The sequence below is a fragment of the Achromobacter sp. JD417 genome (genome assembly GCF_041879325.1).
In the GTDB taxonomy this organism is placed as follows: Bacteria; Pseudomonadota; Gammaproteobacteria; order Burkholderiales; family Burkholderiaceae_B; genus Achromobacter; species Achromobacter mucicolens.
On record NZ_CP087159.1, the window covers coordinates 5,870,861 to 5,884,189 of the forward strand.

The window sequence follows — 13,329 nt, forward strand, 5'->3', positions numbered from 1 at the left end:
TATTTGCACGGATGGGACAATTGCCTGCCGAATCAGCGTCATGTCCTATGGGAAAGGTGCCCGCAATGATTGCGCCGGATGATGCAAAATCTCGCATTTGTTCAGTTTCCCGCAAGGTGGGTATCGCAATATGAGGTCCCCCATGCGATGGAATTGTTGTTCAAAGTGGAGAAATAGACATTTCTACTGGCGGGACAATAATTCCATTTATCATACGAATCTGCCAGAAATGGAAACTTGAGTCTCGAGGGCATTCATGGACATTCAGCTTAACGACATCGCGCTATTCGTCGAGGTCGCCAAGCGCAAGAACTTCAGCCACGCCGCCGAAGCCTTGAATATCCCGACCTCCACGCTCTCGCGCCGGGTCAGCGAACTGGAACGCAGCGTGGGCATGCGGCTGCTCAACCGCAGCACGCGCAAGATCGATCTGACCGAAGCCGGCGCCATCTACTTCGAACGTTGCCGCCATATCGTCGAAGAGGCGCGCATCGCGCACGACCAACTGCTGGACATGGCCGTGCAGCCCAAGGGCCGTCTGCGAATCTCGCTGCCGACCAGCCTGGCGCAATTGTTCCTGCCCGCCGTGATCCGCGAATTTCGCGAACAGCATCCGGATATCGAATGCGACTTCGATCTGAGCATGCGCCCCATCGATCCCATCAGCAATCCATTCGACCTGATCCTGCGTTTCGGGCAGCAGCCCGATTCCAGCCTCATCTCGCGCAAGATCGTGCTGATGGCGCACCAGCTCTATGCGTCGCCCGAGTATCTGGCCCGCCACGGCGAACCGCGCGTGCCGGCGGACCTGACCCACCACGAATGCCTGCGCCCCACCATGCGCGAGGAATCGTCCTTCTGGATGCTCCATTCGGGCGACAAGGTCGAGCGCGTGCAGGTGTCTGGCCGCCTTTCGGCCAATAACGTGGGGATGCTGGGACGATTGGCCGGTCAGGGGTTGGGCATCACCCCGCTGCTGGTGTTCGACGCGATGGAGCGCGCCATCAAGCAGACGGGGTTGGTGCGCGTGCTGCCGGAGTGGAGCCTGACGCCCCTGCCCTTGTTTGCGCTGCTGCCCTCGCGCATGCTGCCGGCCAAGACCAAGGCTTTTCTGGATTTCATCCAGCCCCGCTTGTCTGACGCCTGAGAAAGGTGCGCGGGGCGGCCCCCTGCGAAGGAGGCGGCTGATGCCGTACCGCTACGGCGTCGTGTCCGCGCCGTACTGACAGACCGTGTAGAGCGGCGTGCCGGTGGCAGCCACCTTGGCGGATCCGCCCAAATCCGGCAAATCAATGATCGCGGCGGCTTCCACCACGTTGGCGCCCAGGCGCTGCAGCAGCTTGATGGCCGCGAGCATGGTGCCGCCAGTAGCGATCAGATCGTCCACCAGCAGGACACGCTGGCCCGTTCGGACCGAATCCGTGTGCATTTCGACGGCCGCGTTGCCGTATTCGAGCGAGTATTCCTCTGCCACGGTGCGGTAAGGCAGCTTGCCCTTCTTGCGCACGGGCACGAAGCCCAGGTTCAGTTCATAGGCCAGCACGCTGCCCACGATGAAGCCGCGCGCGTCCACACCCGCCACCAGATCCAGGCGCTGGCGCATGTAGCGATAGACGAAGAGATCGATCAGGACGCGGAACGCACGCGGATCCTGCAGCACCGGCGTGATATCGCGGAACGTGACACCGGGTTGGGGCCAGTCCGGAACGCTGCGGATGGTGCGCCGGATGAACTCGGCGTTGTCGGTCTGCATGGGTACGGCCCTGAGTGAATTGAAGCAAGGCGAACTATAACCGCGCCGCCGCGCTTAAGCCAGGATTGCCGCATGCGATGACATGTCATGCAGTCGACCGTTGCGCAACACATGGCAACGGTGCACCGCGCCCTCGGGCAGGGCCGCGTGCGTGGCCAGCACCACGGTGCGTCCGCGCACCGCGTGTTCCAGGTCCGCAAAGAATGCCGCTTCGGCCGCGCCATCCAATCCCGCGGTCGGCTCGTCCAGCACGATGACCGCGGCGGGCGCCAGCAACGCCCGGGCCAGGCACAGGCGCCGCGCTTGCCCGGCCGACAGCTGCGAGCCGGTTTCGCCAGCCCAGGTGTCCAGGCCATCGGGCAGGCCGCGCACGAAATCACCGAGTCTTGCTGCATCCAGCGCCTGCCACAGCGCGCCATCGTCGGCGTCGGGATTGCCGATCAACAGGTTGGTGCGCAGCGTGCCCAGAAACAGGGGCGAATCCTGCGACAGCAGGACGATCCGCCGGTGCCAATCGGCCTGCGCACACGCGCGCGCATCGCACCCGCCGAAGCGGACCTGCCCTGCCTGCGGATCCTCAAGCCTGAGGATCAGATGCAGCAGCGTGGATTTCCCCGCGCCGCTTGGACCCAGGATGGCCACGCGTTCGCCCGGTTCGATTCGCAGGTTGATGTCTTTCAGCACCCGCACGCCATCGCCGGCGGCGCGGGCGGGATAGGCGAAGCCGACACCATCCAGTTCCAGCGCGCCGCTATGGGGCAAGGGGTGCGGCACCGCCGGATCCTGCATGTCGGGTTCGCATTGCGTGACCTCGCGGATGCGCGCAGCGGCCGACATTGCCGATCCCATCCGGGATGCGCCCCGCATGATCGGACCGGCGACCTCGAAAATGCCGATGACGGCTAGCAGCAAGCCCGCCAGGACGGGCGCTTCGATCCCCCCCGCCTCATGCGCGGCAAGCCCAAACCACAACAGCGCCATCACCGCCACGCCCGCGGCCACCTGCAGGAACCATTGCCCGCGCACCGCCACCCGCGCCTGGCTGCGGCGCGCCTGGGCGCTGGCTTCGCACAGACGCTCGAAATGCGCCAGCGTCTCGGCCTGGGCATTCAGGGCCACCATGTCGGCGTGGCCGTCAACCGCATCCAGCGTGGCGGCGCGTAGCCCGGCCGCGCTTTCCTGCGCGGCCGCGCCTGGCTTGCGCGCCGCGCGCAGCAGCCACAGGGGCACGATCACGCACGCCGTCAGCAGCGCCAGTGCAAAGACCAGCGCCGCCGCGGGAACCCATTGCCCCAGCACTGCGGTCAGCACCGCGCCGGCAACGATCGCGGTGGCCAGCGGCGCCAGCACAAACAGAAAGACCGTATCCAGCGCATCGACGTCATTCGTCATGCGGGCGACCAGATCGCCGCTGCGATAACGCGCAAGCTGGCGCGGAGTCAGCCGGATCAGCGCCGAAAACACCAAGGCGCGCAGATCCGCCAACAACCGCAGCGTGGCGGCATGACCCACCACCCGGTCGGCGTAGCGCGACACGATCCGCAGGAAGGACAGTCCCCGCACCAGCGCGGACGGCGCAAACAGGTTGAAGACGCTGCCGGCGCCGGCCAGGAACGCGCCCGTCAGGAACCAGCCCGACACGCCCAGCAGTCCCACGCCGGCGGCCACGGTCGCCAGCGCACAGAACAATGCGAGCAAAAGCCCGCCTTTGCGGCGTGCGTATAGCGGCAGGAGCAACAACAGATTCTTCATGCGTCTTCCACGGCGCCGGCGGCGATGCGCGCCACGCGCGGCAAGCGCGCGGCCACCGCGGGCGCGTGCGTCGCCAGCACCAACGTGCGGCCGGCGGCAAATTGCAGAATCTCATCCAGCACCCGGGCCTGCGTCGCGTCGTCCAGGTGGGCGGTGGGTTCGTCCAGCAGGATAAGCCCCGGATCGCGCAGGAAGAGGCGGGCCAGCGCCACGCGCTGCGCCTGCCCGCCGGACAAGCCGTGGCCGCGGCTGCCCAGCACGGTATCCAATCCTTGCGGCAGGTCCTGCGCGAATTCCAGCACGCAAGCGCGGCGCGCGGCATCCTCGACCTGCGCATCCGTGGCGCCGGGCCGGCCCAGCCGGATGTTGTCGGCGATCGATCCGGCCAGCAATTGCGGCCGCTGGCCGATCAGCGCCACACGCTGGCGCAAGGCGTTCTCGTCCCATTGCGCCAGCGGCAGGCCATCGATGCGAATATCGCCGTCGGCGGGCCGCAGGCGCGCGATGGCTTCGATCAGGGTGGATTTGCCGATGCCGCTGGGTCCCATCAGCGCCATGTGCTCGCCGGGCGCGAGCGCAAGCGCCGCATCGGCCAGCACCGCGTGGCCGCGGCCCGGCGCCTCGACCCGCAAGCCATCGATGACAACTGCGGCGCCCTTGCCGGCATGCGCGGGCTTGCCGCCCAAAGCGGGCGCTGCTTCGGCCTCGGCTTGCGGCAGGCCATCGAACAGGACGGCAATTTGCGTGACGGCGGCCAGCGCCGTCGCGCGGTCGTGATAATGGGCGGCAAACTGGCGCAGCGGCGCGTAGACCTCGGGTGCCATCAACAAGCAGAACAGCCCGGCCTGCAGCGTCAGCGGCGACCAGCGCATGTCCAGAAATCCCAGGTAAGTCAGGCCGATGTAGACCGCAATGCCCGCCACGCCCAACGCGGCAAAAAATTCCAGTACGGCCGAGGACAGAAACGCGATGCGCAGCACCGACATCGTCCGCTGGCGCAGCGCATCGCTGGCGGCCACGACGGACTGGGCCTCGGCCTGCGCGCGCCCATACAGCTTCAGCGTGGACAGCCCACGCAACCGGTCCGCGAAAAACCCCGACAGCCGGGCGAACGCACGCAGGTGGCGGCGGCTGGCGCCTTGCGCGCCCCACCCCACCAGCGCCATGAAGAGCGGAATCAGCGGCGCCGTGATCAGCAGCACCAGGCCCGCGATCACGTCGACGGGCAGCAGCACCACCGAGAACGCCACCGGCAGCATCGCGGCCGCAGCCATCGCGGGCAGATACTTCGCAAAGAAGCCATCCAGCGCCTCGACCTGGTCGACCACCGCGCTCGCCAGTTCGCCTGACGCTTTGCCGCGGCTCCAGTAAGGGCCTTTTTGCACCAGCCGCAGGAACAGCGACTGGCGCACGTGGCGCTTGATGCGCTCGGAGGCATCCGCGCCGGCGCGCTCGCCCGCCCAGGCGATGCACGCGCGCAGCAGCATCAGCCCCGCAATACCGGCGATGCCGCCCAGCAGTTCATGCCGCGGCGTGCCGCCCACGATCGCCGAGTCCAGCACGCTGGCAAGAAGCCAGGCCTGCACGACGAGCAATGCGCCGCTGACCAGCGGCGCGGCGCCCGCCACGATCAGCGGATACCGCGCCGTCCTGGCCAGTCCCATCAGCCACCGCGACTGTTCGCGCGGCGGCTTCTGCAGGGACGCCGACGGGTCGTGCTCGAGGCTGCTTGCGCCGCCGCTCACTCGACGTCGCGGCTGGCGCGCGGGTCATGGGTCTGACCTTCGCGCAGCTCGAACCACATCGCATTGAGAATGGCGAATGCGCACGCCAGGCCAAGGCCGAGAATCCACGAGAAATACCACATGGACGAGGCTCCTTTATCAGTACGAGTTGGGCGTGTCGCCCACCGAATCATGGGTGACCTTGCCGCGCATGACGCGGTACACCCAGCCGGTGTAGACGGTCACGATCGGCAGGAAGACGGCCACGGCAATCACCATGATCCACAGCGTCAGGTGGCTGGACGAGCCGTCCCAGATGGTCAGGCCGGCCTTCGGATTGGTCGAGGACGGCATGATGAACGGAAAGAGCGAGAAGCCCACCGTCAGGATCACGCCGGCAATCGACGCCGAGGACGACAGGAATGCCAGCATGTTGGCGCGCACGGTCAAGAGCAGCGCCGCCAGCACCGCGCCGGCCACGCCCAGCGCGGGCGCGATCCACATCCACGGCCACTTCGCGTAATTGGCCATCCAGGCGCCGGTCTGCACCGACACGGTCTTGAGCATCGGATCGGACGGCGCGGACATATCGACCGCGCTGGTGATTGCATGACCCGGCACGCCGCCCGCGACCCAGAAGCCGCCGGCCACGAACAGCACTGCCGTCAGCACCGCGCACAGACGGCCCCAGTTGCGAGCGCGCGAGGACACGGGATCATCCGTGCGCCAGGCCAGCAGCACCGCGCCGTGCATGGCCAGCATCACCACGCTCAGCACGCCTGCAAGCAGGGCGAACGGCATGAACAGCTGGAAGAAGTGCCCTTCGTAGATCGGGCGCAGCGTCACGGCGTCGAACGTGAACGGCACGCCCAGCACGATGTTGCCCATCGCCACGCCGAACACCAGCGATGCCACCACGCCCGAAAAGCACAGCACAGCGTCCCAGCGATTGCGCCAGCGCGTGCCTTCCATCTTGCTGCGGTACTTGAAGCCCACCGGCCGCAGGATCAGCGCCAGCAGGACCAGCATCATCGCCAGATAAAAGCCGGAGAACGATGCGGCATAGAGCAAGGGCCACGCGGCAAAGATGGCGCCGCCCGCGGTGATGAGCCAGACCTGATTGCCTTCCCAGACCGGCCCCACCACGTTGATGACGATGCGGCGCTCGGCGTCGGTCTTGGCGACCACCGGCAACAGCGCCGCCACGCCCAGGTCAAAGCCGTCCATGACGGCAAAGCCGATGAGCAAGGCGCCCAGCAGCACCCACCACACCACGCGCAGCGTGCCGTAGTCAAAAGGAATTAGGGTATCCATTTGCGTTTCTCCCCTCAGGCGCGCACGGCGGCGTGGACGGGATCGGCGGCGGCATCACCCGGCGCCGGCCCGTCGGATTTCGGTCCGGCCTTGATGGCGTGCAGCATGACCTTAACGCCGATGATGAGCAGGATCGTGTACAGCACCAGGAAGATCGACAGGCTGATGACTAGGTCGGTCATGGTCAGACCCGACGCCGCGTAGTACGTGGGCAGCACGCCTTCGATCACCCAGGGCTGGCGGCCGTACTCGGCGACGAACCAGCCGCTTTCGATCGCGACCCACGGCAGCGGCAGGCTCCACAACGCCACCTTGAGCAGCGCCGGACGCTTGTCCAGCCGGCCGCGCGAGGCAAGCCAGAACGCCACGCCGAAGAACAGGATCAGGTACATGCCCACCGCGACCATGATGCGGAACGCCCAGAAAAGCGGCGCCACGGTTGGCACGGTATCGATCGCGGCCTGCTTGATGTCCGCTTCGGTGACCTTGCTGATGTCGGGCTGATGGCGCTTGACGAGGAGCGCGTAGCCCAGGTCCGGCCAGGTCCTGTCGAACACCATGCGCGCATCCACATCCTTCGGGTTCGCGCGGATCTTCTGCAGGGCCTCGTAGGCCACGATGCCGTCGCGGATGCGATTCTCGGCGCGCAGGATCAGGTCGTTGATGCCCAGCAGCGGCGTGGTCAGCGAACGCGTGCCGATAATGCCCATGACATAGGGAATCTCGATCGCGAAGTCGTTGCGGCGCTCGGCCTGGTTCGGGATGGCGATCAGGTTGAAGGACGCGGGCGCGGGCTCGGTATGCCACATGGATTCCATGGCCGCGATCTTCATCTTCTGGTGTTCGGTGGTGAGATAGCCGCTTTCATCGCCCAGGACGACCACCGACAGTGCGCCGGCCAGGCCGAAGCTGGCAGCTACCGCCATCGAGCGCTTGGCCAGGTCGATATGACGGCCGCGCAGCAGATACCACGCGCTGATCGACATGACGAACATGGCGCCCGCCACGTAACCGGCACTGACGGTATGCACGAACTTGGCTTGCGCGACCGGGTTGAAGATGACCGCGGCGAAGTCGGTCATTTCCATGCGCATCGTGTCCGGATTGAAGACCGCGCCGACCGGGTTCTGCATCCAGCCGTTGGCGATCAGGATCCACAGGGCCGAGAAGTTCGTGCCGAAGGCCACCAGCCAGGTCACGGCCAGGTGGCTGACCTTGGACATGCGGTTCCAGCCGAAGAAGAACAGGCCGACGAAGGTGGCTTCCAGGAAGAACGCCATCAGCCCTTCAAGGGCCAGCGGCGCGCCGAAGACGTCGCCCACGTAGTGGCTGTAGTAGGACCAGTTCATGCCGAACTGGAACTCCATCACCACGCCCGTGGCCACGCCCAGCGCGAAGTTGATGCCGAACAGCGTGCCCCAGAACATCGTCATCTTCTTCCAGATGGCGCGTCCGGTCATGACGTACACGCTTTCCATGATGGCCAGCATGAACGACAGGCCAAGCGTGAGCGGGACAAAAATGAAATGGTAGAGCGCAGTCGCGGCGAACTGGAACCGCGAGAGATTCACGACATCGAGATCAATCATGAGGCTGCTCCCAAGGCGTCGACGCGCTGCGGCAACCGGCATGGTTCCCAGGCCGTCTACCGCGCCATGTTAGGGGCGTTGCATACAACTTCATAGAGGTTTCCTGAAAAATCGAGGCGTGACGGGTCAGCCCTTGCCCCGCAATTTGCCGGCGAATCCCAACACCTTCTGAACCTTGGAACCAAGTTTCATGAGGCTTTGCAGAGTTTCGGGCGGCAGCCGTTGAACCTCATCGAACCACCCCGTGGATAGTTCGATGAGCTCCAGCATTTCGGTCATTCGTTGTTGCGCGTAAGCCTCGTCGGCCCCGGACGGCGACTCCAGCAACGTGTCGCGCAGGAGCGTGAGGGTGGGGTCGACTTCGCGCTTGCGCTTCTCTTCCATGAGGATGCGGAAGATTTCCCAGACGTCCTTGGGGGTCTCGAAGTAGTCGCGGCGGTCGCCCACCTGATGCATCAGCTTGACCAGGCGCCAGGACTGCAGCTCTTTCAGCCCAAGGCTGACGTTCGAGCGCGAAAAGCCCAGGGCCTCGGCGATATCGTCGGCGTTCAGCGGCTGCGGCGCGAGAAATAGCAGGGCGTAGATCTGGCCGACGGTGCGATTCACGCCCCAACGGCTGCCCATCTCACCAAAGTGCAGGACAAATCGTTCGATCTGGGGGGAAAGCGCCATGAGGATCAGCCAGTAACACAGTGAAGGGGCTGCACGACACATGCAGTTACTTCGATTTCAGAAATTTCTGAAATTATCGAACAAACGATGAGAAAGCGCAAACCACACAGCGCTCAGGGGCGAAGGCGCAACCGGGCGCCATTCAGGGCGCGGGCAGGCCAAATTAGCCGCCGAACGTGACAGCCATACAACACAAATCGGGAAATGGCGCCCAGCAAAAACGCCACCGGCCGGTTGGCGGGTGGCGTTGATGGGGGGGAAAAAGCGGGGTAACGGCGGGCGCTACCCGGTCCGGGACAGGCCCGCGCGGACGATCAACCGGCCTTGACGGTCACGGCGGCCGACACGCGCTTGGCCTTGGCGCGGGCGGCAGCAACGTCTTCCGCCACGGCCAGGCCCACGCCCATGCGGCGTTTCACGAAGGATTCGGGCTTGCCGAAGAGGCGGATGTCCGTGCCGGGCTCGGCCAGCGCCTCGGCCACGCCATGGAACGTCACCGCCCGGGCTTCCACGCCGCCATAGATGACGCTGCTGGCGCCCGGCTGGCGCAGGCTGGGGTCGACCGGCAGCCCCAGCAGCGCGCGCGCGTGCAGTTCGAACTCGTTCTGCACCTGGGTAATCATGGTGACCATGCCGGTGTCGTGCGGACGCGGGCTGACCTCGGAGAACCAGACCTGGTCGCCCGCCACGAAGAGCTCGACGCCGAAAATGCCCAGTCCGCCCAGCTCGGACGTGACGGCCAGCGCGATGTCGCGCGCACGCTGGAGCGCCGCCGGAGACATGGGGTGCGGCTGCCAGCTTTCGACGTAGTCGCCGTCGACCTGCTTGTGGCCGATGGGTTCGCAGTAGCAGGTCTCGACCTGACCGTCGGCCCCGCGGGCCCGTACGGTCAGAAGCGTGATTTCGTAGTCGAAGCGGATGAACCCCTCGACGATGGCGCGGCCGCCCCCGACCCGTCCCCCTTCCTGGGCGTAGCGCCACGCGGAGGCCACGTCGTCGGCGCTCTTGATGACCGACTGGCCCTTGCCCGACGAGGACATGACCGGCTTGATGACGCAGGGATAGCCGATGCCGCCATCGATGGCCTGGCGCAGCTCGTCCTCGGTGTCGACAAAGCGGTAGGGCGAGGTCGGCAGCCCCAACGTCTCGGCCGCGAGGCGGCGGATGCCTTCGCGATTCATGGTGAGCTGTGCCGCGCGGGCCGTCGGGGTGACCCGCGCCACGCCGGCCGCCTCCAGTTCCACCAGCAAGCTGGTGGCAATGGCCTCGATTTCGGGGACAATAACGTCCGGTTGCTCCGCTTCGATGACCTGCCGCAAGGCCTGCGGGTCGGTCATCGACACCACATGCGCCCGGTGCGCCACCTGATGGCCCGGGGCGTCGGCATACCGATCCACCGCAATGACTTCGACGCCCAGGCGCTGCAGGGCGATGATGACCTCTTTGCCCAGTTCACCGGAACCCAGCAGCATGACGCGGGTGGCCAAGGGGGACAGTGGCGTGCCAAGGACGGGACTGGAAATGCTGGACATGGAGCGGGCCTGGAAGGAAAGTTTGAAAGCCGTTGAAAGACTCGCCAGCATGCCATACGCCCCTGCGCGGGGCAAACTAGCGTACTGCGATTAAAATCCGCCCCATGAACGACCATCCCACCTCTTCGTCCGGCACCGCGCTGGCATCTGCGCGCAGAACGCTTCAGATTGAAAGCCAAGGGCTGCAAGACCTGTCCGCCCGGCTGGACGACAGCTTCACGCGTGTCGTTGACTTGCTGCTCGCCTGCCGCGGACGGGTGGTCGTCAGCGGCATCGGAAAAACGGGACACATCGCCCGCAAGATCGCCGCGACGCTGGCCTCCACCGGCACGCCCGCCTTCTTCGTGCATGCGGCCGAGGCCGTCCACGGCGATCTGGGCATGATCACCCGCGACGACGTCCTCATCGCGATCTCCTATTCCGGCTCGGGCTCGGAATTGCTGACGATCCTGCCCGTCGTGCGCCGCATGGGCGCGGGGCTGGTCGCCATCACCGGCAACCCGCAATCCGAACTGGCCCGGCAGGCCGACATCCATCTGGATGCCAGCGTGGCCCAGGAAGCCTGCCCGATGAACCTGGCGCCCACCGCCAGCACGACCGCCGCCCTGGCGCTGGGCGACGCCCTGGCTGTCGCCTGCCTGGAGGCCCGCGGTTTCGGGCCGCAGGACTTTGCCCGCTCGCACCCGGGCGGCGCGCTGGGCCGCCGCCTGCTCACCCACGTGCGCGACGTCATGCGCCAGGGAGACGCCCTGCCTATTGTCATGGCGGGCACCCCGGTATCGCAGGCGCTGGAGGTCATGTCGGCCAAGGGCATGGGCATGACCGTCGTCACCGACGCGCAGCACCGCCCGCAGGGCATCTTCACCGACGGCGACCTGCGCCGTCTCATCGCGCGGCACGGCGATATCCGCAGCCTGACCGTCGAGGCGGGCATGACGCGCTCGCCGCGCAGCATCAATCCCGAGGCGCTGGCGGTCGAGGCCGCCCGGCAGATGGACGAACAACGGCTCAATCACATGCTGGTGTTGGACAATGACGGCGCGCTGGTCGGCGCATTGCACATGCACGATCTGATGGCCGCTAAAGTGGTATGACTATGAACCTTTCTGCTTCCGTGAATCACCCGGCCGAAGCGCTGGTGCTTGCCCGTATCCCTGCCATCGTGCGCGAACGCGCCGCGGCCGTGCGCCTGATGGTTTTCGACGTGGACGGCGTGCTGACCGACGGCAGCCTCTATTACGGCGAAGGCGGCGAACTGCAAAAGCGCTTCCACGTGCTGGACGGCCACGGGCTGCGGCTGCTGATGGAAGGCGGCCTGAAAGTGGCGCTGATCACCGGACGTTCCGGCCCCATCGTCGCCCGCCGCGCCGCGGAACTGGGCATCGCCGAAGTCATCCAGGGCGTGCGCGACAAGGGCAGCGCCCTGACCGAACTTGCGCAGCGCTGCGGTGTCCAACTGAATCAAACCGGCTACATGGGCGATGACATCATCGACCTGCCGGCCTTGCAGCGCGCCGGCTTCGCGGCCAGCGTGCCCAACGCTCCCGGCTACGTCAGCCAGGCGGCCCACTGGGTTTCCACCCTGCCCGGCGGAAGCGGGGCCGTACGCGAATGCTGCGATCTCCTCTTGGCCTCGCAAGGCCGCCTGGGCGCATTCCTGGCATCGCCGGGCCTGCTCGGCCCCGGAGCCATCCAGTGATCGCCCCGTTAACGAATACGCCCTCGCGGCGCACCCGATGAAAGAACGTTTTCCCTCACTGATCGCGCTGTTCCTGCTGCTGGTGCTGGTCACCAGCTCGTGGTGGGCGGCCGATTACGCGCAGCGCGCCATCCAGGTGGACCCGCCGCGCCGCGTCACCCACGAAATGGACGCATGGTCGCGCGAATTCGTGATGCTGCGCACTGATCCCACGGGCAAGCCCATCAATCGCCTGGAAGGCGACTACATGGAGCACTTTCCCGACGACGATTCGTATCACGTCACCGCGCCGCGCGCGGTGGGCCAGCGCGAGACCAATCCGATCACGGTCGCGGTTTCAAAGACGGCCGTGATGGAACAGGGCGGCAAGCGGATCGTCATGCAGGGCGACGCCCACGTGCTGCGCCAGCCCGATGCCGAAAACGACATGCTGGACGTGCGCAGCCAGCAACTCATCATCCTGCCCGATGACGACGTGGTCTTCACCGACCTGCCCGCCACGGTCCTGAAGGGCCGCTCGCGCATGCAGGGCACGGGCATGCACTACAACAACAAGACTCGCCAATTGCAGGTGTCGGCGTCGACCGACGTGGAAATTGCCGGTTCGGAAGGCAGGCAGCAGCGCCGCACCGAAATTCCTGCCAACAACTCTAACCAGAAAAAACCATGACCGACCTTCGGACCCTCTTCGCCCCGACGACCCGCCTGATGGGCGCCGTGCTGTTGACGGCTTGCGCGTTTGCGCCGGCCCATGCCGCGGACCCGAAGGCGGCAACGCCAACTGAAGAGCCCAGCACGCTGATCCTGTCGGACACGCTGCACTACGACGACGTGAAGAAACAAAGCGTGTTCACCGGCAACGTTAACATGACGCGCGGCCTGATGACGCTGACGTCCGACACGCTGCAGATGAACGAGGACGCGCAGGGCAACCAATACGGCACGGCCACCGCCAACAAAGGCAAGGTCGTCACCATCCGCCAGGAACGCCCCGAAAACTTCGAACTCATCGAAGGCAAGGGCCTGCGCGCCGAATACGACGGCACCAACAGCACGTTCGACCTGATCGGCCAGGCCATCGTGACCCGCTACGTCTGTGGGAAACCGTTCGATACCATTCGCGGCGAACGGGTACGCTACAACGAGAAGTCCGGCACGTACGAAGCACAAGGCGGCCCGAATTCCGCCGCGGCCGGCGGACGCGTGCGTTCCTTGGCCGAACCGCGCGCCAAGCTGGACGCCGCCGTCGCCGAATGCCGCAAGCAGCAGGCAGCCAAGAAAGGGCGCTGAAGCG

The 13,329-nt window shown here is 66.0% G+C and carries 13 protein-coding genes; 5 read left to right on the top strand and 8 right to left on the bottom strand.

Features of this window, described 5'->3' with window-relative positions; all coding sequences use genetic code 11:
* Positions 1–256 precede the first annotated feature (256 nt).
* A complete protein-coding gene (locus LN047_RS26955; RefSeq protein ID WP_056319627.1) occupies positions 257–1,147 on the top strand; it encodes a LysR family transcriptional regulator in 891 nt (296 codons plus the stop codon).
* A 51-nt stretch (positions 1,148–1,198) separates the two neighbouring features.
* Here LN047_RS26955 and LN047_RS26960 read toward each other — a convergent pair whose 3' ends face one another.
* The 8 genes from LN047_RS26960 to purT form a co-directional block, all read right to left on the bottom strand.
* A complete protein-coding gene (locus LN047_RS26960) occupies positions 1,199–1,753 on the bottom strand; it encodes an adenine phosphoribosyltransferase (protein ID WP_056319625.1) in 555 nt (184 codons plus the stop codon).
* A gap of 54 nt (positions 1,754–1,807) precedes the next feature.
* Entirely contained in the window at positions 1,808–3,505 is a 1,698-nt protein-coding gene (gene cydC, locus LN047_RS26965; protein WP_373980722.1) for a thiol reductant ABC exporter subunit CydC, read from the bottom strand.
* Positions 3,502–5,250: a thiol reductant ABC exporter subunit CydD gene (cydD, locus tag LN047_RS26970; RefSeq protein ID WP_373980723.1), complete on the bottom strand. Its 1,749-nt coding sequence runs from the start codon at positions 5,248–5,250 to the stop codon at positions 3,502–3,504. The genes cydC and cydD overlap by 4 nt, the downstream gene beginning before the upstream one ends.
* Positions 5,247–5,372, bottom strand: coding sequence for a cytochrome bd-I oxidase subunit CydX (cydX, locus tag LN047_RS26975; protein ID WP_056319618.1), 126 nt, complete (start codon positions 5,370–5,372; stop codon positions 5,247–5,249). Before cydX ends, cydD begins: the two co-directional genes overlap by 4 nt.
* 16 nt (positions 5,373–5,388) lie before the next feature.
* A complete protein-coding gene (gene cydB, locus LN047_RS26980; RefSeq protein ID WP_373980724.1) occupies positions 5,389–6,543 on the bottom strand; it encodes a cytochrome d ubiquinol oxidase subunit II in 1,155 nt (384 codons plus the stop codon).
* Positions 6,544–6,557: 14 nt separating this feature from the next.
* Positions 6,558–8,132: a cytochrome ubiquinol oxidase subunit I gene (locus LN047_RS26985; protein ID WP_063952111.1), complete on the bottom strand. Its 1,575-nt coding sequence runs from the start codon at positions 8,130–8,132 to the stop codon at positions 6,558–6,560.
* Positions 8,133–8,258: 126 nt separating this feature from the next.
* On the bottom strand, positions 8,259–8,804 hold the full coding sequence (locus LN047_RS26990) for a GbsR/MarR family transcriptional regulator (protein WP_373980725.1): 546 nt from the start codon (positions 8,802–8,804) through the stop codon (positions 8,259–8,261).
* Positions 8,805–9,118: 314 nt separating this feature from the next.
* Entirely contained in the window at positions 9,119–10,336 is a 1,218-nt protein-coding gene (gene purT / locus LN047_RS26995) for a formate-dependent phosphoribosylglycinamide formyltransferase (RefSeq protein ID WP_175156594.1), read from the bottom strand.
* Between the two features lie 104 nt (positions 10,337–10,440).
* On the opposite strand from purT, the gene LN047_RS27000 reads away from it, so the two are divergent.
* The 4 genes from LN047_RS27000 to lptA are packed head-to-tail and all read left to right on the top strand — an operon-like array spanning position 10,441 to position 13,325.
* Positions 10,441–11,430 carry an SIS domain-containing protein gene (locus LN047_RS27000; RefSeq protein WP_062838940.1) on the top strand — a complete coding sequence of 330 codons (990 nt, stop codon included), beginning with the start codon at positions 10,441–10,443 and terminating at the stop codon, positions 11,428–11,430.
* Positions 11,427–12,035, top strand: a complete 609-nt coding sequence (locus LN047_RS27005) for an HAD family hydrolase (protein ID WP_175156596.1) — start codon at positions 11,427–11,429, stop codon at positions 12,033–12,035. Before LN047_RS27000 ends, LN047_RS27005 begins: the two co-directional genes overlap by 4 nt.
* Before the next feature lie 37 nt (positions 12,036–12,072).
* Positions 12,073–12,705 carry an LPS export ABC transporter periplasmic protein LptC gene (gene lptC, locus LN047_RS27010; RefSeq protein WP_056319599.1) on the top strand — a complete coding sequence of 211 codons (633 nt, stop codon included), beginning with the start codon at positions 12,073–12,075 and terminating at the stop codon, positions 12,703–12,705.
* Positions 12,702–13,325, top strand: coding sequence for a lipopolysaccharide transport periplasmic protein LptA (gene lptA, locus LN047_RS27015; RefSeq protein WP_373980726.1), 624 nt, complete (start codon positions 12,702–12,704; stop codon positions 13,323–13,325). The genes lptC and lptA overlap by 4 nt, the downstream gene beginning before the upstream one ends.
* Positions 13,326–13,329: the final 4 nt, after the last annotated feature.

Bases quoted from the DNA above. Each gene is read 5' to 3' on its own strand.
- LN047_RS26955 (WP_056319627.1), top strand. From the start codon at position 257: ATGGACATTCAGCTTAACGACATCGCGCTATTCGTCGAGGTCGCCAAG.
- LN047_RS26960 (WP_056319625.1), bottom strand. From the start codon at position 1,753: ATGCAGACCGACAACGCCGAGTTCATCCGGCGCACCATCCGCAGCGTT.
- cydC (WP_373980722.1), bottom strand. From the start codon at position 3,505: ATGAAGAATCTGTTGTTGCTCCTGCCGCTATACGCACGCCGCAAAGGC.
- cydX (WP_056319618.1), bottom strand. From the start codon at position 5,372: ATGTGGTATTTCTCGTGGATTCTCGGCCTTGGCCTGGCGTGCGCATTC.
- cydB (WP_373980724.1), bottom strand. From the start codon at position 6,543: ATGGATACCCTAATTCCTTTTGACTACGGCACGCTGCGCGTGGTGTGG.
- LN047_RS26985 (WP_063952111.1), bottom strand. From the start codon at position 8,132: ATGATTGATCTCGATGTCGTGAATCTCTCGCGGTTCCAGTTCGCCGCG.
- LN047_RS26990 (WP_373980725.1), bottom strand. From the start codon at position 8,804: ATGGCGCTTTCCCCCCAGATCGAACGATTTGTCCTGCACTTTGGTGAG.
- purT (WP_175156594.1), bottom strand. From the start codon at position 10,336: ATGTCCAGCATTTCCAGTCCCGTCCTTGGCACGCCACTGTCCCCCTTG.
- LN047_RS27000 (WP_062838940.1), top strand. From the start codon at position 10,441: ATGAACGACCATCCCACCTCTTCGTCCGGCACCGCGCTGGCATCTGCG.
- LN047_RS27005 (WP_175156596.1), top strand. From the start codon at position 11,427: ATGACTATGAACCTTTCTGCTTCCGTGAATCACCCGGCCGAAGCGCTG.
- lptC (WP_056319599.1), top strand. From the start codon at position 12,073: ATGAAAGAACGTTTTCCCTCACTGATCGCGCTGTTCCTGCTGCTGGTG.
- lptA (WP_373980726.1), top strand. From the start codon at position 12,702: ATGACCGACCTTCGGACCCTCTTCGCCCCGACGACCCGCCTGATGGGC.